The 19,413-nt window shown below is 50.4% G+C and carries 17 protein-coding genes and 1 rRNA gene; 9 read left to right on the forward strand and 9 right to left on the reverse strand.

Annotation, left to right across the window (positions count from 1 at the left end; genetic code table 11):
• The 3 genes from D7Z26_RS15960 to gyrA all read right to left on the reverse strand — a co-directional run.
• A 16S ribosomal RNA gene (locus tag D7Z26_RS15960) occupies positions 1-192 on the reverse strand; the annotation flags it as partial.
• A gap of 302 nt (positions 193-494) precedes the next feature.
• Positions 495-1,571 (reverse strand): HD-GYP domain-containing protein, encoded by a 1,077-nt coding sequence (locus D7Z26_RS15965; protein WP_120977995.1) that lies wholly within the window; start codon positions 1,569-1,571, stop codon positions 495-497.
• 36 nt (positions 1,572-1,607) lie between these two features.
• Entirely contained in the window at positions 1,608-4,085 is a 2,478-nt protein-coding gene (gyrA, locus tag D7Z26_RS15970) for a DNA gyrase subunit A (protein ID WP_120977996.1), read from the reverse strand.
• A gap of 143 nt (positions 4,086-4,228) precedes the next feature.
• Here gyrA and D7Z26_RS15975 point away from each other — a divergent pair, with 143 nt between their 5' ends.
• Entirely contained in the window at positions 4,229-5,002 is a 774-nt protein-coding gene (locus D7Z26_RS15975) for a YheC/YheD family protein (RefSeq protein WP_120977997.1), read from the forward strand.
• A 69-nt stretch (positions 5,003-5,071) separates the two neighbouring features.
• Here D7Z26_RS15975 and gyrB read toward each other — a convergent pair whose 3' ends face one another.
• The 6 genes from gyrB to dnaA form a co-directional block, all read right to left on the reverse strand.
• Positions 5,072-6,982: a DNA topoisomerase (ATP-hydrolyzing) subunit B gene (gene gyrB / locus D7Z26_RS15980; RefSeq protein ID WP_199731726.1), complete on the reverse strand. Its 1,911-nt coding sequence runs from the start codon at positions 6,980-6,982 to the stop codon at positions 5,072-5,074.
• Between the two features lie 60 nt (positions 6,983-7,042).
• The gene (gene remB / locus D7Z26_RS15985) at positions 7,043-7,288 is read right to left on the reverse strand and encodes an extracellular matrix regulator RemB (RefSeq protein WP_120977999.1); all 246 of its coding nucleotides are present in this window, start codon (positions 7,286-7,288) and stop codon (positions 7,043-7,045) included.
• A gap of 16 nt (positions 7,289-7,304) precedes the next feature.
• Positions 7,305-8,423 carry a DNA replication/repair protein RecF gene (recF, locus tag D7Z26_RS15990; protein WP_120978000.1) on the reverse strand — a complete coding sequence of 373 codons (1,119 nt, stop codon included), beginning with the start codon at positions 8,421-8,423 and terminating at the stop codon, positions 7,305-7,307.
• 52 nt (positions 8,424-8,475) lie between these two features.
• Positions 8,476-8,691 carry a S4 domain-containing protein YaaA gene (gene yaaA, locus D7Z26_RS15995; RefSeq protein WP_120978001.1) on the reverse strand — a complete coding sequence of 72 codons (216 nt, stop codon included), beginning with the start codon at positions 8,689-8,691 and terminating at the stop codon, positions 8,476-8,478.
• Between the two features lie 10 nt (positions 8,692-8,701).
• On the reverse strand, positions 8,702-9,841 hold the full coding sequence (dnaN, locus tag D7Z26_RS16000; RefSeq protein WP_120978002.1) for a DNA polymerase III subunit beta: 1,140 nt from the start codon (positions 9,839-9,841) through the stop codon (positions 8,702-8,704).
• Between the two features lie 149 nt (positions 9,842-9,990).
• Complete coding sequence (gene dnaA / locus D7Z26_RS16005) at positions 9,991-11,343, reverse strand: chromosomal replication initiator protein DnaA (protein WP_120978003.1); 1,353 nt, start codon at positions 11,341-11,343, stop codon at positions 9,991-9,993.
• Between the two features lie 473 nt (positions 11,344-11,816).
• Between dnaA and rpmH the strand changes: the two genes are divergently transcribed.
• From rpmH to noc, 8 genes are all read left to right on the forward strand, one after another.
• Positions 11,817-11,951 carry a 50S ribosomal protein L34 gene (rpmH, locus tag D7Z26_RS16010; protein ID WP_120978004.1) on the forward strand — a complete coding sequence of 45 codons (135 nt, stop codon included), beginning with the start codon at positions 11,817-11,819 and terminating at the stop codon, positions 11,949-11,951.
• Positions 11,952-12,020: 69 nt separating this feature from the next.
• Positions 12,021-12,443 carry a ribonuclease P protein component gene (gene rnpA / locus D7Z26_RS16015; protein ID WP_120978005.1) on the forward strand — a complete coding sequence of 141 codons (423 nt, stop codon included), beginning with the start codon at positions 12,021-12,023 and terminating at the stop codon, positions 12,441-12,443.
• A gap of 201 nt (positions 12,444-12,644) precedes the next feature.
• Positions 12,645-13,451, forward strand: coding sequence for a YidC/Oxa1 family membrane protein insertase (locus D7Z26_RS16020; protein ID WP_120978434.1), 807 nt, complete (start codon positions 12,645-12,647; stop codon positions 13,449-13,451).
• Positions 13,448-14,065 (forward strand): RNA-binding cell elongation regulator Jag/EloR, encoded by a 618-nt coding sequence (gene jag / locus D7Z26_RS16025; RefSeq protein WP_120978006.1) that lies wholly within the window; start codon positions 13,448-13,450, stop codon positions 14,063-14,065. The genes D7Z26_RS16020 and jag overlap by 4 nt, the downstream gene beginning before the upstream one ends.
• An 87-nt stretch (positions 14,066-14,152) precedes the next feature.
• The gene (mnmE, locus tag D7Z26_RS16030) at positions 14,153-15,529 is read left to right on the forward strand and encodes a tRNA uridine-5-carboxymethylaminomethyl(34) synthesis GTPase MnmE (RefSeq protein WP_120978007.1); all 1,377 of its coding nucleotides are present in this window, start codon (positions 14,153-14,155) and stop codon (positions 15,527-15,529) included.
• A 32-nt stretch (positions 15,530-15,561) separates the two neighbouring features.
• Positions 15,562-17,463: a tRNA uridine-5-carboxymethylaminomethyl(34) synthesis enzyme MnmG gene (gene mnmG / locus D7Z26_RS16035; RefSeq protein ID WP_120978008.1), complete on the forward strand. Its 1,902-nt coding sequence runs from the start codon at positions 15,562-15,564 to the stop codon at positions 17,461-17,463.
• A complete protein-coding gene (gene rsmG / locus D7Z26_RS16040) occupies positions 17,460-18,218 on the forward strand; it encodes a 16S rRNA (guanine(527)-N(7))-methyltransferase RsmG (protein ID WP_120978009.1) in 759 nt (252 codons plus the stop codon). The genes mnmG and rsmG overlap by 4 nt, the downstream gene beginning before the upstream one ends.
• Before the next feature lie 295 nt (positions 18,219-18,513).
• Positions 18,514-19,329, forward strand: coding sequence for a nucleoid occlusion protein (gene noc, locus D7Z26_RS16045; RefSeq protein ID WP_120978010.1), 816 nt, complete (start codon positions 18,514-18,516; stop codon positions 19,327-19,329).
• The last annotated feature ends 84 nt before the right edge of the window (positions 19,330-19,413 follow it).

A 19,413-nucleotide genomic window follows, 5' to 3' on the forward strand; every position in this document is an offset into this window, starting at 1 on the left:
TCAACTTATGTATCCGGTCTTAGCATTCGTTTCCGAATGTTATCCCGATCTTAGGGGCAGGTTGCCTACGTGTTACTCACCCGTCCGCCACTAACCTAGAAGTTAGCAAGCTAACTTCTAGATTCGTTCGACTTGCATGTATTAGGCACGCCGCCAGCGTTCGTCCTGAGCCAGGATCAAACTCTCCATAATAGTGAAGCCGAGGCTTCTTATTTAAGAGCCTTTGAGGCTCAATCTGTATTGCTGGTTTGTCTCCGCCGACTCGAAAGTCGACCTCGACGTTTGTTTGTTTCTTACGCTCAATGTTCAGTTTTCAAAGAACAATTCGTGTTTCGTTTTTCGTCGTCCGCGCTAACGGCGACTTGATTAATATATCACGCTGGGCGAACGAATGCAACACCTTTTTTCAACTTTTTTCTCAACTCTTTTAATTAGCATAAAGACCGGCAAGTCGGCACCCCCCAACTCCCCGGTCTTTATCCATTCCAAAGCTCTTATTTAGTAGAGAACACTTCGCAAATGAACAGCTGCCGATTCTGCGCCAGGTTCACGATCTGTCCGTTCAAGGACACCATTGGCCGCGTCGGATGGTTGCGATCGGAGAAGACGATCTCCCCGATGCTGCCATTGTTCAGTTTAACGAATACTCCGTTGTGGAATTGAGTGGTTCTTTCAATAAAGGTCTGCACGTACAAGGGGTCTAGCTTGCCAAAGGATCCCGAATGCAACTCCTCGAGCACGAGGTAAGGAGATTCCGCCTTACGGTAATTACGATTGGAGGTCATCGCGTGATACATATCGGCAATGGCCACGATCTTCGCGTAAGGGTGTATTTTCTCCCCTTTCACCTTCATCGGGTATCCGCTGCCGTCTATCCGTTCATGGTGCTGAAGCGCGGATAGCCATACCCCTTGATTCATCGACGCGATTCCTTCGAGCATCCTGAATCCGTATACCGTATGCTGACGCATTTCTTGGATTTCTTCCGCGCTTAGACGGGACGGCTTATGAAGAATCGCCGCATCCACCTTTACGTTGCCAATGTCATGCAGCAAACCTGCCATCGCGATAGGAAGCCAATCTTTCTCGGGGAACTTGTTCCACTTCGCGAGCATATAGGAAGTCATCGCGCTAAGCACGCTGTTGCGGACCAAGACGTCTATCGGTCCTACTGCCGGAGGAGCACTAAACGTCAGCACGTTATACTTGTCTAAATGCTCGATAAGCGCGCTTAAACCATTGCGCAATTCCAATACCGGAATTTTAAGTCCGGATCCAACCATCGACATAATGCGTTTAAGCAGCTTCTCCATTTCAAGAAATTGCTGTTGCAACGAAGAGAGCTTGGCTTCTGCCGTCGCGGCAGACTCCTCGGAGGCCGCATCGGCGCTCTGCTCTTCTAATCCGACACGTACGATATCGACGGACGGGATTAAGAAAGCGTGTAAAATTTCCTTATCCCGTTCCGATAAAGTCCGGCCTTGCTGCAGCAGCACGCTTCCGAGCGCGGTCTGAACGTCGCTGACTAACCGATCGCCAACTTGCGTTTGCGCTATCGGAATAACCGGCATGGTGCACCCCTCCCCTGGGCGACCCGGGAAGACGACTTATTCGTTGTCTTCCGTTCCGCCTTCTATTTCCTCAGAGTCTGAATCCGAATCTTCGCTTCGAGGCGCGCGTGCGACCGTCGCCACGGAATCGTCGTCCCTGATGTTGATCAATTTAACGCCCTGCGTAATCCGGCCCATCGTATTGATACCGGACATGCTCGTACGGATCAACGTTCCGGAGGAAGTCATGATCATCAAGTCTTCGTCGTCATGAACGACCTTCAGTCCGACGATAACGCCGTTCTTCTCGGTAACGTTCAAAGTCTTGATTCCTTTGCCTCCGCGGGTCTGAATCCGGTATTCGGTCATTGGCGTCCGTTTGCCGTAACCCTTAGCCGTTACGATCAATACTTCTTGATCCGGGTTAACGATATCCATATCGATTACTTTATCGTCATCGTCGAGCTGGATTCCTTTTACGCCGGTAGCCGAACGTCCCATTGCCCGGACATCTTGCTCCGAGAAACGAATGGACATCCCTTGGCTCGTTCCCATTACGATCTCGCGCTCGCCGTCCGTCAGCTTAACGCCGATCAGGTCGTCGTCTTCGCGCAAGGAAATCGCGATCAACCCGACTCTGCGAATGTTCGCGTAATCGTCGAGAGGCGTCTTCTTCACGATCCCGTTGCGGGTAGCGAAGAAGAGGAATTGATTCGGTTCGAACGATTCGACCGGAATGACCGCGTTGATCGTCTCGCCTTGCTCGATCTGAATCAAGTTGATGATCGGAGTTCCGCGAGCCGTACGACTCAAGTCCGGAATCTCGTAGGCTTTCATCCGGAACACGCGTCCTTTGTTCGTAAAGAACAATAGGTAGTGGTGAGTGTTGGAGACGAAAAGGTTCTCGATGAAGTCATCGTCCTTCGTGCCCATGCCCATGATTCCTCTGCCGCCGCGCTTCTGGCTGCGGTAGGTAGATACCGGCAACCGCTTGATGTAGCCGGTGTGAGTCATCGTGACGACAACGTCGTCGCGAGGAATCAGGTCCTCGTCCAGAATCTCGTCGTCGCTGACCGTAATTTCCGTGCGGCGCTCGTCGCCGTACTTCTGCTTAATCTCTTCGAGCTCGTCGTGAATGATGTCGTTCACGAGCTGCTCGTCGGCGAGAATCGCTTGGTATTCGGCGATCTTCTGCAGAAGCTCCGCATACTCTTGCTCGATTTTCTCGCGTTCCAAGCCGGTAAGGCGTTGCAAACGCATGTCGAGAATCGCCTGCGATTGGTCGTGAGACAAACCGAACCGCGCCATCAAGCCTTCGCGAGCTTCTTCCGTCGTTCGCGAAGCGCGAATGAGCGCGATGACTTCGTCGAGATGATCGAGCGCGATGCGGAGACCTTCCAGAATATGAGCGCGAGCTTGCGCTTTTTTCAGATCGTATTCCGTACGTCGGCGAATAACCTCTACCTGATGCTTGATGTAATGGTATAGCACTTCTTTGAGGTTCAACGTCTTCGGCTCGTTGTTCACGAGCGCGAGCATGTTCACTCCGAAGCTTGTCTGCATCTGGGTTTGCTTGTACAGGTTATTAAGCACGACCGTAGGCGTCACGTCGCGGCGCAATTCGATGACGATACGCATACCGTTGCGGTCGGATTCATCCCGAAGGTCGGTAATTCCGTCGATCTTCTTCTCGCGCACGAGCTCGGCGATCTTCTCGACGAGTCTGGCTTTATTGACTTGGTACGGAATCTCATGAACGAGGATGCGGGCTTTGCCGTTCGTCTCCTCGATCGTCGCCCGGGCGCGCATCGTTACCGAGCCGCGTCCGGTCGCGTAAGCTTGACGAATGCCTACCCGTCCCAAGATGAGTCCTGCCGTCGGGAAATCCGGACCCTTGACGTATTCCATCAAGTCGTACGGCGTTAATTCCGGATCGCGCAATAAGGCTTGAGTTCCTTCGATGACCTCCCGCAGATTGTGGGGAGGAATATTCGTTGCCATACCGACCGCGATACCGGTATTCCCGTTCACGAGCAGGTTAGGATATCTAGCCGGCAGAACGACGGGCTCCGATTCTTCGCCATCGTAGTTCGGCCGGTAATCGATCGTTTCTTTGTTAATATCGCGAAGCATCTCCATAGCGATCTTGGAGAGGCGAGCTTCCGTATAACGCATCGCTGCCGCGAAGTCGCCATCGACGGAACCGAAGTTACCGTGACCGTCAACGAGCATGTAGCGGAGCGAGAAATCTTGCGCCATCCTAACCATCGCTTCGTAGATGGAGGAGTCACCGTGCGGGTGATACTTACCGATAACTTCGCCGACGATTCTCGCCGACTTCTTATAAGGCTTATCCGGAGCCATTCCAAGCTCGGACATTGCATAGAGAATACGTCTATGAACCGGCTTCAAGCCATCGCGAACGTCCGGCAAAGCACGGCTGACGATGATGCTCATTGCGTAATCCATGAACGATTCCCGCATCTCGACCCCGATTTCGCGGTCGCGGACTTGGGAGCGTTGTTCTTCCGACATGAAGATCCTCCTTAACCAATATGCAAGCGAGTTAGAACTCGCCGTGGTTGACACACCGCAATGCGAATTCCGTCATAAATTACAAAATAAACAATAATTCCATTATACCATAATGCCGAAGGGAAAGGTTGGATGAACCCCTTATGCCGATTCAGCGCGTCCGAAGCAAGTGGGCCAAGACAGACGTACTCCTTGCTGATCCCGTCCTTCGCCAATACGTACCGGTAACGCTTCATTATCAGAGAACATCCGTCGAGAATTTGCTGGAGCACTTCGGAATGATCTACGTAAAACCCGTTTACGGTACTTTCGGATCCGGCGTTATCCGCTTGGAGAAAATACCGGGAGCGGATAATCCCTATCGCTTCCAATCCGGCGAGAAGAAATACGCTTTCTCTTCATTCGACGAGATGTTCCGAGTGCTGAGTCGAGTGAAGAAACCGAAGCCTTACCTTGTCCAACAAGGCATTCACCTGTTGAAACACGACGGAAGGAGATTCGATCTCCGAGTCATGGTACAACATAATCCGCGATCCCAGTGGGAATCCACCGGAATGATCGGGCGAGTCGCTCATCCCCGTAAGATCGTTACGAACTATCACGCGGGCGGAACTCCCTTACCCGTCGCCGTTTTGTTGAAAAATTACTTGTCCAAAGAAGATTTGAAACTATACGAGAGTCGGCTTCTAAAGTTCGGAGTCGTGATCGCCAATACCCTGTCCAAGAAATTTCCGAGGCTAAAGGAAATCGGAATCGACGTTGCCATCGATCAACAACTGAAACCGTGGGTGCTCGAGGTCAACACGTCACCCGATCCGTTCATATTCAAGAAGCTGCCTTCCCGTTCGGTCTTCCGCAGAATCTATGCTTACGCGATCTCTTACGGAAAGTTCAGAGTCCGCAAGCGCAAAGCTTAATCCGCAGGGGGTATCCCTAGGTAGAGATACCCCCTGTTTTCTGTTCGCATGACCTTATTCAAGTCGTGCTTAAATATCTAAATTCTTAACGTATTTCGCATACTGTTGGATGAATTCCCGACGAGGCTCGACGTTATCGCCCATCAAAGTATCGAACATAAGGTCGGCTTTAATCGCGTCTTCGATGCGTACTTGGAGCATCGTGCGGCTGTCCGGATCCATCGTCGTTTCCCAGAGCTGGGAGGCGTTCATTTCTCCCAATCCTTTGTAACGTTGGATGTTCAGCTTGGCGCCTTCTCCGAACTCCGCGATCGCGATATCCCGTTCCTTCTCGTTCATCGCATATCGAACCGTCTTGTTTCGTTCGATTTTGAAGAGAGGAGGCTGGGCAATGTAGACGTAGCCTTCTTCGATCAGCTTCCGCATGTAACGGTAGAAGAACGTAAGGATCAACGTGCGGATATGCGCGCCGTCGACGTCGGCATCGGTCATGATGATAATCTTGTGATACCTGGCTTTGGCAATATCGAATTCGTCGCTGATCCCGGTGCCGAGCGCCGTAATCATTGCTCTTATTTCCAAGTTGGACAATATTTTATCCAGTCTGGCTTTCTCGACGTTAAGAATCTTGCCTCGAAGCGGCAATATCGCTTGGAAATGACGATCCCGGCCCTGCTTGGCCGAACCGCCCGCCGAATCTCCCTCTACGATGTAAAGCTCGCTGATCGAAGCATCCTTGGATGAACAGTCGGCTAGCTTACCCGGCAGAGAACTGACTTCCAGCGCGCTCTTGCGGCGGGTAAGTTCACGCGCTTTACGCGCGGCTTCTCTCGCTCTTGCGGCTTGAAGACCTTTATCCATCACTTTGCGCGCGACGGACGGGTTCTCGTCCAAGAACTGTAGCAATTTCTCGCTGAACAATGATTCTACGATACCGCGAACTTCGCTGTTACCGAGTTTCGTCTTCGTTTGTCCCTCGAACTGAGGCTCCGGAATTTTCACCGAAATGATCGCGGTCAAGCCCTCGCGGACGTCATCCCCGGACAAGTTGGACTCGTTTTCCTTCACGAAACCCATTTTGCGGGCATAATCGTTAATGATCCGAGTTAAAGCGCTCTTGAATCCGGATTCGTGGGTTCCGCCTTCGTGCGTATTGATATTGTTCGCGAAAGAGTACAAGTTCTCGGAGTATCCGTCGTTGTATTGCATCGCGATCTCGCATTGGATTTGATCCCTGGAGCCTTCCACATAGATCGGTTGCTCGTGCATCGTCTCGCGAGTGCGGTTCAAATATTGCACGAACTCTATGATACCGCCTTCGTAATGGAACGAATCGCTCATGCCCGTACGCTCGTCGCTGAGCGTGATCTCGATGCCTTTGTTCAAGAACGCAAGCTCGCGAATACGACCCGCCAACACGTCGTAATCATAGACCGTCGTCTCGGTGAAAATCTCCGTGTCCGGTTTGAACCGGGTCTCGGTTCCCGTTTCTTCGGTATCTCCGATAATCTTCAGATCGTATTGCGGCGCGCCGCGACGATATTCTTGTTGGTGAATATGACCGTCCCGTTTAACCGTGACGATTACTTGCTCCGACAAGGCGTTAACGACGGAAATCCCTACGCCGTGAAGACCGCCGGATACTTTATACCCTTCTCCTCCGAACTTGCCGCCGGCATGGAGAACGGTCATAACGACTTCTAGCGTCGATTTCTGGAGCTTGGTGTTAATACCGACCGGAATCCCCCGGCCGTTATCGATAACGGTGATGCTGTTGTCTTCATGTATGATAACGTTGATCCGCGTGCAGTAGCCGGCCAACGCTTCGTCGATACTATTATCTACGACTTCCCAGACGAGGTGGTGCAAGCCCTTGCCGCTGGTAGAACCGATATACATACCGGGACGTTTGCGTACCGCTTCCAAACCTTCCAGTACTTGAATCTGACTCTCGTCATACGTGTTTTGCTGTGAATTCACGGACAAACCTTCCACCGCCTTCTTTGCGTAACCGCTGCTGTTTAACGATACAGGAAGTACTTACCCTTCCAAAATGTGCGCCCTCTTCTTGAGCGTGGACGTGGAGATGGGGGAGTAATAAACTTTATGCTCCGTTACAACAATCGATTTAGGATCTTCTTCCCCGATCGTTTCCACTTCTTTGTTCTTCTGCGCATGCACGACGAACTGCCTCGACAGCTTGGAAGATTGCTCAATGGAAATATCAAAAATAGCCACGAGCTGCGACGTTCGTATTATTTTTTCCCCGCCCAGATGAATGTACACGGAGTTCCTCCTAATCTTAGCGCAGCAATTGGCCGTTTCTCACATGAAAGAGAGAAGCATCCTTCAAGCGACTCATGTTAACGCTCTCCAAGCCCGTCGTCGTAATAAAAGTCTGGACCCGGCTTTGGAACGTCTCTATAAGCTGAGTTTGACGGGTTTGATCCAATTCCGACAGAACGTCGTCCAATAATAACAATGGGTATTCTCCGATTTCCTCGTGCATGAGCTCCAATTCCGCCAGCTTAAGCGATAGGGCCGCCGTGCGCTGCTGTCCTTGGGATCCGAACGATTGCACGTCCTTGCCGTTAATGGCGAAGCTAAGATCGTCCCGGTGAGGGCCGGTTAAGGTCATGCCTCTCCTGAATTCCTGTTCCTTGCCTTGTGATAACTTTAACATAAATTGTTCGAATAAAGAAGATTGATCTTGGTTATCTATACCAGAAGCATTGCCGAACGAAGGCTTGTATTCCACGGTGAAACGTTCGTTGCCTCCCGTAATGCCGGCATGGATTTTCTCCGCCCAACGTTGCAGATGTATTATAAAGGTTTTCCTTTTTTGCATCATTTTAACACCCGTCGTCGCAAGCTGCTCGTTCCACACGTCCAGCATTTCCGGCGAAGCCTTGCGTATGTCGGTCGACTTCAGGTAATTGTTGCGCTGCTGGAGGATTTTCTGGTACTGCTGCATGTCGTACAAATAACCGGGATGCACCTGGCCGATTTCCATGTCCATGAAACGGCGGCGCACGCCCGGTGCTCCCTTGACGATATCGAGATCTTCGGGCGCGAACAATACGACGTTCAGCGTACCTACGAAGCTGCTCAGCTTGCGTTGCTCCAAGCCGTTGATCTTAGCTTTCTTCCCTTGGGAGGACAGTTGCAGCTCAAGACTCACGTCGCCGTGTTTTCTGGCCATTTGCGCCTTGATGGTCGCCGCGCTCTGATTCCAGCCGATCAGTTCTTTGTCCTTGGACGTCCGATGGGACTTCGTCAAAGACAACACGTGGATCGCTTCGATCAGATTGGTTTTCCCTTGGGCGTTGGGGCCGATGAAGATGTTGACCCCGCCCTGCGTCGACAGCTTGAGCGAATCATAGTTCCGATAACCTTGAAGCTCCAACGAATTCAATTGCATCGATTAATCCCTCTCCAACCGTCGTAGGGAGACGCCGGTCCGCGCTTCCGGTTTAACGGATGACGACCGAGAACGAGCCGAAGCCTTCGACTTCGATCTCGTCTCCGACTCTTAGCTTGCGCCCTCTGCGGTTGTCGGGCTCCCCGTTGATCCTTACGCTTTTCTCCTGGAGGAAGTGTTTGACTTCTCCTCCGGTACCGATGCATTCCGCAAGCTTCAGGAATTGTCCCAACGTAATATATTCCGTCGATATTCCGATTTTCTTCATCGTATGCCCCTCAGTTCGTAGTCCGGTAAGGAAGAATGAGATGCAGGCTGTGCTCGTGGTCGTTCGGGCGAATGATGATCGGACTCATTGCCCCGTTGAAGCCGATGAACAGCTCCTCGCTGTCGATAACCTTCAACACGTCCAGCATGTATTTGGAGTTAAACGCGATTTTTAACGGTTCTCCGCGCATCTCCGTCACGGTTAATTGCTCCGTAACTTTTCCGAGCTCCGAGGAACTGGAGGAAATCTCGATACCTCCGTTGTCGGTCGTAATGAGACGGACGATATTCGTTTTCTCTTCCCTGGAGAGAAGGTAGGCACGGTCGATCGAGTCGCTGAGCGATTTGGTGTTCAGGACGAGTTCTGTTTTGAATTGCTGCGGAATAATCTTGGAAGTATCGGGATAAGTTCCGTCCAGCATCCTCGAATAGAACAGAACGTTGCCTAGCTTGAACAACACTTGGTTCTCCGCAACGACGATATCTACCATGACGTTCTGGTCGGGAACGATTTTCGCCAGTTCGTTTAAGGTCTTGCCCGAGATTACGATATTGGAAAAACGAACATCGTACAATTCGACGGTTGCCGAACGGCTCGCTAACCGATGACGGTCCGTGGCCACGAATTTATATATGCCATCCTGCAAGTTCCAAAGTACGCCCGTAAGAATCGGAGTCGATTCGTTCGTCGTTACGGCGAATACCGTCTGCCGAATCATGTCCCTCAGCAAATCTCCCGGAATCGATACGACTTGATCTTCTTGTACGGAAGGAAGGACCGGGAATTCTTCCGGATCCAATCCGACGAGTTGAATTTCCGTCGCTCCCGAAGTAATCAACGTCTGGAACCTTTCCCCGACTTCGATATGAACTTCTTCATGAGGAAGCTTCTTGACGATTTCCACGAAAAATTTGGCCGTAAGCACGACGCTGCCCGTTCTCGTAACGGTAGCAATCGTCTTATTAGGCGTTTCAAGTGGAATAAAGCTTTGAATGGAAATATCGGTATCGCTTGCCGTTAACGTAATTCCGGACAGGCTGGCATCTAATTTAATTCCGCTAAGAATCGGGATCGTCGTTCTTGAAGCGACGGCTTTCGATACGTGTTGAATGGCTTCGTTAAGCTCGCCGCGCAATATCGTGAATTTCATCGGTTCACCTCGTCGTTTATGCGTATATTGTAGCATGTTTAAATCTTTAAGTCGTAGTAGGGGCGGTGAATATGTGGATAAGCTCGAAAAAGCTCGAAAACAACGCCTATCCACATGTGGATGCTTTGTGCATAGGCGTCGCTGTCGAATTACGTTAAATTTTTGATTCTTTCGGTCAAGCTGTTGATAATTTTGTATAAATCCTGATCCACTTTAAGCAGCTGCGAAATCTTCTCGTGGGCATGGATAACGGTCGTATGATCCCGGCCTCCGAAAGCGTCTCCGATCTTCGGAAGAGAGTAGTCCGTCAGCTCCCGAGACAGATACATCGCGATCTGCCTAGGGAAGGCGACCGCTTTCGTCCGTTTGCGCGCCTTGAAGTCTTCGAGCTTGAGGCCGTAGTAGTCGCCGACGCGCTGCTGGATGTCCTGCATCGTGATTAATCGATTGCGTCCGGTCGGGAGGATGTCCTTAAGCGCCTCTGCCGCCAGATGAGCGGAAATATCCTGATTCGTGAGCGAGGAGTAGGCGACGATCCGAATGAGGGCGCCTTCCAGCTCGCGAATGTTGGAGTCGATCATGTTGGCGATATACATCATCGCTTCGTTCGGGATATCGAGATTTTCCGCCTTCGCTTTTTTGCGCAGGATGGCGATCCTCGTCTCCAGGTCGGGCGGTTGAATATCGGTGATCAGTCCCCATTCGAACCGGGATCGAAGCCTTTCTTCGAGCGTCGGAATCTCCTTGGGCGGGCGGTCGCTCGAGATGACGATCTGCTTATGCTCTTCGTGCAGCGCGTTAAAGGTGTGGAAAAACTCTTCCTGCGTTCCCTCTTTACCGGCCAAAAATTGAATATCGTCGATAAGCAGCACGTCGATGTTGCGATACTTGTTGCGGAAGCTTTCGCCCCGGTTATCGCGAATCGCGTTAATGAATTCGTTGGTGAATTTCTCGGAGGAAAGATACAAAACCTTCATATGAGGGTTATGTTCGAGAATATAATGCCCGATCGCGTGCATGAGATGGGTTTTGCCGAGTCCTACGCCTCCGTACATGAAAAACGGGTTGTAGGATTTAGCGGGCAACTCGGCGACGGCAAGCGATGCCGCATGAGCAAATCGGTTGGCCGCGCCGATTACGAACGTGTCGAACGTATATTTCGGGTTTAACATGTGCATCATCGGTTCTTCTGCTACTTGAACGCGGTTGGCGGGATTCGCCTGGGCGGGTTCCGCCGGTTCCGCGGGACGAACTTCTTCTATAGAAAACTTAACATCCACGGGTCTGCCGATATATTCGGAAAGCGTCGAGGATACCAGTTTCGTATAACGCGTTTCGAGCCATTCAACGGCAAACGTCGTCGGCGCGGTTACGATGACCGCGTTATCGCTTAAGAAGGAAGCTTTCGTCGCTTTGAACCAGGTGTCGAAGCTGGGCTTGCTTAGCTTCGTTTGGATGACCGACAACACTTGTTGCCAGACCTCGTTGTTGTGGTTGTCCACGACAATTTCTCTCCTTTATTCCATCGTAAGGACAAAAAAGAAGCGGAAAACTTGCAGCCGCTCTTCTGTCCGGCCAGTTATCCACACAATTCCCTGAATTAATATTGGGGATGTCCACTGAAATGGGGTTTGTTCACAAAGTTATTCACAGGCTGTTGATAAAAGAAAGGGAAAAACATGTAATCCACCGCTAAAGTCATGACTAATCATAGCAGACAAACCCGCTTTATTCAACGGATTTCGCCTTGTTATCCACAATTTCAATAACTTGTGGACGAAAACTGTGCACAGCACAAGATATTGTTGATAAGATGTGCGATGCTTCGACATTGTTCACCAATGTTCATTCACATGGTTATTATTTATTCACATGTGCATAAGTAAAAAGTTGGGGAAAGGGCAGATCATTGACTTTTTGGGCGGTTCGTGGTTTAATAAATGGACGTGAGTTTTTAAGTAAGGGGGTTGGAATCATGGGTCCTACATTTAAGCCGAATGTAAGCAAACGCAAGAAGGTTCACGGTTTCCGTAGCCGCATGAGCTCGAAGAACGGTCGTAAAGTTCTCGCTGCTCGTCGTCAAAAAGGTCGCAAAGTATTGACAGCATAGAACGAAAGACCACTCGACGTGGTCTTTTTTTCTTTAGTAGTTAGTTCCGGATAAATGGAGCGGTGTGGGATGCATAGAAAGCTGCGCCTTCGGAAACGGGAAGATTTCAATAAGGTGTACCGGTATGGCCGGTCGTTCGCCAACTCGCAATTCGTGGTTTATTGGCGGAAGAGATCGGATCGAGGCACCTTTCGCATGGGCGTATCGGCCAGCAGCAAACTCGGCGGCGCGGTCGTGCGCAATCGACTAAGGCGTATGGTGAAGGAAATCGTCAGATTAAACGCGCCGAAGCTGCTGGATGAGATGGATTTGGTCTTGATCGTGCGGAAGCCTGCGCTTTCTCTTCATTATAAGGAGATGGAAGGCAGCATCTTGCACGTGCTAAGAAAATCCGGTTTGCTCAAGGGTTCAACTCCGAGCAATCAAGGTAGACAACCGTCCCAGGGCAGAGGAACCCGGCCGAATAATCGAAATAATAAACAAGGCAAATAAGCTAAGGCAGCTATGGCAAGCCTTAGCTTTTCTTTGCCTTTCTTCTTATGGTATAGTGAACATGAATAGTTGTATGAAGGGACTGCCAGGTCCTACGCTTGAAAATCGAAGTTAACATTACGGCATGCCGGGCGTTTATGAGGGGAGTTTTTGGTTTTGTTGCGAAATCGCAAATGGTGGATTATTCTTGGCGCATTGTCGATGATGATGCTATTGTCGGGTTGCTCTCCGCAGACGGCAGCGATGCACACGGCTGAGATGGCGGATAGCCATTCATGGTGGACGCGTAACGTCGTGTATTGGTTCTCGTTCATGTTGGACAAGTTCGCGGAGTGGTTCGGCGGTTCCTACGGGCTATCGATTCTATTGCTTACCATTATTGTAAGGACGCTGATCCTTCCATTAATGATTAAACAATACAAGAACACGCAAGCTATGAAAGTATTGCAACCGGAAATGAAGAGGGTCCGCGAGAAATTCAAGGACGATCCTAAGAAGCAACAAGAAGAAATGATGAAGCTGTATCAGACGCATCAAGTTAATCCGCTAGCCGGATGTTTACCGCTTATCGTTCAGATGCCGATCTTCATCGCATTGTATAATTCCATCTATAAGAACGTCGCGATTCGCGAGCATACGTTCCTCGGATTCGAGCTTGGATTAACGCCTAACAATTCCGGGCACTGGTACTATTACCTCGTTCCGATCGTAGCAGCGTGCACGACTCTAATCCAGTCGATGATGATGGCGCAGCAACAGACGATGGTCGGCCCTATGAAAGGGCTCATGTACGTATTCCCGATTATGATTTTCGTAATGGCGATTAACTTCCCTGTCGCATTGCCGTTGTACTGGATTTACAGCAACATCTACACGATTACGCAAAACTATTTCATGTATAGAAATTCGCCTAAGACAGATACCGATAACGACAAGAATGGCGATAACCCTCCAAAAAAGAAAAAGCCTAACCCAAGCGGTAAAGGTAAGGGGGCCCGTGCGAAATGAAAATGCTCCTGGCATCGGGAAAAACGGTAGAAGATGCAGTTCGTAGCGGTCTAGCCCAATTGGGCGTGCTAGAGGACCGGGTGAACGTTACGGTATTGGAGCAACCAAGCAAAGGGTTGTTCGGGCTCATTGGAGCCAGAGAGGCAAAAGTACAGTTGGATTTATTGCCGGACGGCGTAGAAGAAGCGATTAAGTTTCTTCGCGAAACGTCGGCGGCAATGGAACTTACCGTTTCTGTTGAACGGATAGACGAGAATGAAGCAGTTCGGATTAATATTTCGGGCTCCGACTTAGGCATTCTAATCGGTCGACGTGGACAGACATTGGATTCTCTGCAATACCTGGCGAACATCGTGGCTAACCGCCACTCGGATCATCATCTTCGAATCGTGCTCGATGCGGAGCAATTTCGTGAACGCCGTCGCCAGACGCTTGAAGCGCTGTCCGAACGAATGGCCATGCGGGTTATCCGTACGCGTAAAGAAATCGTGTTGGAACCGATGACTTCCCAAGAACGCAAGATCATTCACGCCAAGTTGCAAGGCAATCCGAACGTGAAGACTTACAGTCAGGGAGACGAACCGAATCGTCGAATCGTCATCGCTTTGAAGTAATTGAATGAAACCGCGCAATGGCTTCCGCAACGTTGGGGGGTCATTGCGTTTTTTGTATGAGGGCTCGGATAGGAAAGAGGGATGGGGATGAATGAAGATACGATTGCGGCGATTGCGACGGCCTTAGGAGAAGGCAGTATTGCCGTCGTTAGGGTGAGCGGTCCGGCCGCGGTGGATACGGTAGCCAAGGTTTTTAAGTCCAAACAGGATTTGCGCGAAGTCGCTAGCCACACCGTGCAATATGGTTGGATAATCGATCCGCATAATGGTAATGTATTGGATGAAGTACTCGTGACGGTCATGAAAGGACCGAGATCGTTTACGGCCGAGGATGTCGTCGAAGTTAGCACGCATGGCGGTATCGTGGCAGTGAAGTCGGTTCTGGAGTTGATTGTCCGCCATGGGGCAAGATTGGCCGAACCGGGGGAATTCACGAAGCGTGCGTTCCTGAACGGGCGCATTGATTTGTCGCAAGCGGAAGCCGTTATCGATCTGATTAGGTCTAAGTCGGACCGTGCATTCCAAATCGCGCGCAAGCAAGCGGATGGCTCGTTGTCCAAGCAGATTATTCCGATGCGCCAGAAGCTGATCGAGTTATTGGCGCACGTCGAAGTCAATATTGATTATCCCGAACATGACGTGGAAGACGTCACTGCGGATTTGATCCGCGATCATTGCGGGTCGGCATTGTTGCAAGTTCAACAGCTGTTAAATCGCGCGAATGAAGGCAAAATATTAAGAGAAGGCATTATGACGGTTATCGTAGGTCGCCCTAATGCCGGCAAATCCTCTTTGCTTAATGCTCTTGCTCGGGAAAATAAAGCGATCGTGACGGATATTCCGGGCACGACCCGCGATATCGTGGAGGAATCCGTATCGATATCGGGCATACCGCTCAGGTTGCTGGATACGGCCGGCATTCGCGAGACGAGCGATAAGGTGGAACAAATCGGCGTAGAAAGATCGCATGGCGCGCTGAACGACGCGGATCTGATTCTCCTTGTACTGAATCATCATGAGCCGCTTCACGAAGACGAGAAAAAGCTGCTTGAGCAACTGAAGGATCGTCCAACGATCGTAGTCATAAACAAGATCGATCTTCCGGGTGAGCTGGAGATCTCGGAAGTCGAACAGGATTATGCAAAAGAACGCATCGTGTACTTGTCGGCTAAGGAAGGCAACGGCATCGAGGAATTGGAGAAAGCGGTATCCGGTTTATTCTTCAGCGGGGCCGTCGAATCCGATGATATCACTTACGTAAGTAACGCGAGGCATATCTCCTTACTTCATCAAACGAAGTGCTCGTTAGAGGATGCCATTAACGCAACATACGAAGGCGTGCCGATCGATCTGATTCAGATCGACATCGCGGCGTCTTGGGAGTCGTTAGGTCAAATTCTTGGGGATGCTGCGGGCGATTCGTTGCTGGATCAGATTTTCTCCCAATTCTGTCTTGGTAAATAAATATCGCAAGTAGAAAGCGAGGAGGATTGAAAATGGGTTTTCATGCGGGTGATTATGACGTCATCGTAATCGGAGCCGGACATGCGGGTTGCGAATCCGCTTTAGCCGCGGCCAGAATGGGCTGCGAAACGCTATTATTGACGATTAATCTGGATATGGTCGCGTTCATGCCGTGTAATCCTTCGGTAGGCGGACCGGCGAAAGGTCACGTCGTGCGGGAGATCGATGCTTTGGGCGGAGAAATGGGCCGGAATATCGACAAGACATTTATTCAGATGCGAATGCTGAATACGGGGAAAGGTCCGGCCGTCCATGCGCTGAGAGCGCAAGCGGACAAATTCCTGTATCAACATTCAATGAAGGAAACGATCGAGAACACGCCTAAATTGACAATGCGTCAAGGGTTAGCTGAAGATTTGATCATGGAAGACGGTTCATGCGTCGGCGTCGTTACGAAAACGGGTGCCGAGTATCGTTCCAAAACCGTCGTATTAACGACCGGAACGTATTTGCGCGGCAAAGTCATCTTGGGCGAATTAATGTACGAGAGCGGACCGAACAATCAGCAACCTGCCATTAAATTGTCCGAAGCGCTTAAACGTAACGGCTTGCAATTGGCGCGGTTTAAGACGGGAACGCCTCCGCGCATTCACCAAGATTCGATCGATTTCAGTAAAACGGAAATTCAACCGGGGGATGCGAATCCGAAGTATTTCTCTTACGAGACGGAGTATATGGCGCATTCGGAGGAACAACTCCCTTGCTGGCTCACGTATACGTCCGAAGAGACGCATCAGATCATTAACGATAACTTGCACCGGGCTCCCATGTTCTCCGGATTAATCGAAGGAACCGGTCCGCGTTATTGTCCTTCTATTGAAGACAAAATTGTTCGGTTCGCGGACAAACCGAAGCATCAGATTTTCCTCGAGCCGGAAGGACGCAATACGAAGGAGTATTACGTACAAGGCTTATCGACGAGTATGCCCGAAGATGTGCAACTGAACATCTTGCGCTCGATTCCGGGTCTGGAGAAAGCCGAAATGATGCGTACCGGTTATGCGATCGAGTATGATGCGGTCGTCCCTACGCAGCTATGGCCTTCTCTCGAAACGAAAGTCGTTCCCAACCTATTCACCGCAGGCCAGATTAACGGAACATCCGGTTATGAAGAAGCGGCAGGGCAAGGGGTCATGGCCGGGATTAATGCGGCGCGTAAGGCCAAGGGCTTGGAACCGGTAATCATCGATCGTTCTAAGGGATACATCGGCGTTATGATCGATGATCTCGTAACCAAGGGAACCAATGAACCCTACCGGTTATTAACATCCCGCGCGGAATACCGTCTGTTGTTGCGTCATGACAATGCGGATTTGCGGTTGACTCCTACCGGCTACGAGATCGGTTTGATTACGGAGCAGCGCTATCAGAAGTTCCTTGAGAAGAAGGCGCGCGTCGAAGAAGAAATCAATCGATTGAAGGAAACGAAATTCCGTCCGGACGAAGCGGTTCAAGCGATGCTGGCAGAAGTCGGATCAACTCCATTGAATAACTCGATTGACGGATTAACGTTGCTGCGCCGTCCAGAAATATCTTACGGCAACTTGGAGAAAATCGCTCCATCCCCGATCGAATTGTCGAATGACATTAAGGAACAAGTCGAGATTCAGATTAAGTACGCGGGATATATCGAGAAACAGCAGCTTCAAGTCGACCGAATGGAGAAAATGGAGAAAAAACGCATCCCGGACAATATCGACTACGACATTATTCATGGCTTAGCTATGGAAGCGAAACAGAAGCTCGGCAAGATTCGTCCGTTATCGATCGGGCAAGCATCTAGAATATCAGGAGTAACGCCAGCAGACTTGTCGATTCTGCTTGTTCACTTGGAGCATTATAACCGAGTAACCGCGGCGGCCCATAGTTCATGACGGATACGATACGCGATAATTTTACGAAACAAGTCGGTAAGTTAGGCATTCAACTGTCCGAGCATCAACTCCAACAATTCGAGACTTATTATGCTTTGCTCATCGAATGGAACGAGAAAATGAACTTAACGGGCATAACCGAGAGGGAGGCCGTGTACGAGAAGCATTTTTACGATTCATTGACGTTAGCCGAAGTCGTAAAATTTGACGAGATGAGTTCTCTTGCTGACATCGGCTCCGGCGCCGGTTTTCCATCCATTCCGCTAGCCATTGCTTATCCTCACTTAAAAGTGACGATTATCGACGCACTAGCCAAACGGATCGGGTTCCTTAACGAGGTCACCACCAGGCTGGGACTAACGAGAGTGGAGAGTCTCCATAGTCGGGCGGAGGATGCGGCAAGAAAAAGAGAGTACCGGGATCAATATGACGTCGTCACCGCAAGAGCGGTTGCGCGACTCGCGGTACTTAACGAATTCTGCCTCCCCTATGTTCGTCCGGACGGAACGTTCATTGCAATGAAAGGTACGGATATCGGAGCGGAAGTGGACGAAGCAAGATTCAGCCTCGCCAAGCTAAACGGTAAAATCTCGGACGTGAGGCGACTTGCTTTGCCGACGGAGGGCGCGGACCGACATCTTGTCGTATGCGTGAAGAAGGGGCCTACGCCCGCGGCTTATCCGCGCAAATCGGGGATTCCTCTTAAATCGCCGTTAGTGAAACCGACTACTGTCGCTACCAACTCGAATTCATAGATTTGACTCCACATAAAATGTTCCACGTGAAACAATGCGAGGTCGACACGGCATTGTTTCACGTGGAACATTTTTACGTTTACGAGAGATGTTCAAAGTGGTAAGGTTATATAGTTGGTATGGCGCGAAAGTTTTTTTGCAGGCAGGAAAATCGGGTCATCATAGCGAATACTAGTAAGTAACAGATGAGCGTGCCGCGTATGCGTGCCAATGGGCGCAACTAAGCGGCGCTTTTTCGTCGCTATGGACACAAAACTTATCCGCCTATCTTACTTAATGTGGTGATCCGAGAGATATGAAAGAGTCATTCTCAAGACTGCTCGGCTTATCAGACCGTAGCAATCAAGAAGAAGTTAAACAAATTCCGATTCGCGAGATCGTTCCGAGCCCGTATCAACCGCGCTCCGTGTTCGATGACGACCGTATTGATGAGCTGTGCCAGACGATCAAGACTCATGGCATTATTCAGCCTATCGTGGTCCGAATTCGGGATGGGAAATTCGAAATTATCGCCGGCGAACGCCGTTGGAGAGCCGTAACGAAGCTGGGGATGGATTATATCCCGGCAATCGTGCGGGAGATCAACGACTCGCAGGCCGCGTCAGTAGCTCTAATCGAGAATCTTCAGCGCGAGGGTCTAACCTCGTTAGAGGAAGCGATTGCTTATCAGAACCTTATCGATCTTCATCAACTCACGCAAGAGAGTCTGGCTCAGAGATTAGGCAAGAGCCAATCGACGATTGCCAACAAAATTCGATTGCTGCAGTTGGGTGAAACGGTTCGTCAAGCGCTCTTGGAACGGAAAATCACCGAGCGTCACGGCAGAGCGTTGTTGTCGTTGCCGAACGAGGAAATCCAGAACAAGCTATTGGGCGAGATCATCGAGAAGGATCTTAACGTGAAACAAACGGAAGCCCGTATTGCGTTCTATCTTGAGGCTACTAAGCCGAAGAGGACGAAACGCTTCTCCTTCACGAAAGACGTTCGATTAGCCGTGAATACGTTCAGACAATCGGTAGATATGGTTAAGGGCTCGGGGATTCCGATCGATGCTAGCGAGAAAGATTGCGAAGACCATTACGAGATCATTATCCGAATTCCTAAACGATAGTACATTGCGGATGCCCATGCGCACACTCGCGACGCTTGTCAAAGAGCGGATGTAGGGTAAGCGTACGACATGGGGCCGCATTTT

Origin of the sequence: Cohnella endophytica (genome assembly GCF_003628305.1) — a bacterium.
In the GTDB taxonomy this organism is placed as follows: domain Bacteria; phylum Bacillota; class Bacilli; order Paenibacillales; family Paenibacillaceae; genus Cohnella; species Cohnella endophytica.

Coding starts and splice junctions, on each gene's coding strand:
- mnmE (WP_120978007.1), top strand. CDS start 14,153: ATGAATGAAGATACGATTGCGGCGATTGCGACGGCCTTAGGAGAAGGC.
- recF (WP_120978000.1), bottom strand. CDS start 8,423: ATGCAATTGAATTCGTTGGAGCTTCAAGGTTATCGGAACTATGATTCG.
- rsmG (WP_120978009.1), top strand. CDS start 17,460: ATGACGGATACGATACGCGATAATTTTACGAAACAAGTCGGTAAGTTA.
- dnaN (WP_120978002.1), bottom strand. CDS start 9,841: ATGAAATTCACGATATTGCGCGGCGAGCTTAACGAAGCCATTCAACAC.
- D7Z26_RS16020 (WP_120978434.1), top strand. CDS start 12,645: ATGATGATGCTATTGTCGGGTTGCTCTCCGCAGACGGCAGCGATGCAC.
- D7Z26_RS15975 (WP_120977997.1), top strand. CDS start 4,229: ATGCCGATTCAGCGCGTCCGAAGCAAGTGGGCCAAGACAGACGTACTC.
- gyrA (WP_120977996.1), bottom strand. CDS start 4,085: ATGTCGGAAGAACAACGCTCCCAAGTCCGCGACCGCGAAATCGGGGTC.
- noc (WP_120978010.1), top strand. CDS start 18,514: ATGAAAGAGTCATTCTCAAGACTGCTCGGCTTATCAGACCGTAGCAAT.
- rpmH (WP_120978004.1), top strand. CDS start 11,817: ATGGGTCCTACATTTAAGCCGAATGTAAGCAAACGCAAGAAGGTTCAC.
- rnpA (WP_120978005.1), top strand. CDS start 12,021: ATGCATAGAAAGCTGCGCCTTCGGAAACGGGAAGATTTCAATAAGGTG.
- mnmG (WP_120978008.1), top strand. CDS start 15,562: ATGGGTTTTCATGCGGGTGATTATGACGTCATCGTAATCGGAGCCGGA.
- D7Z26_RS15965 (WP_120977995.1), bottom strand. CDS start 1,571: ATGCCGGTTATTCCGATAGCGCAAACGCAAGTTGGCGATCGGTTAGTC.
- jag (WP_120978006.1), top strand. CDS start 13,448: ATGAAAATGCTCCTGGCATCGGGAAAAACGGTAGAAGATGCAGTTCGT.
- yaaA (WP_120978001.1), bottom strand. CDS start 8,691: ATGAAGAAAATCGGAATATCGACGGAATATATTACGTTGGGACAATTC.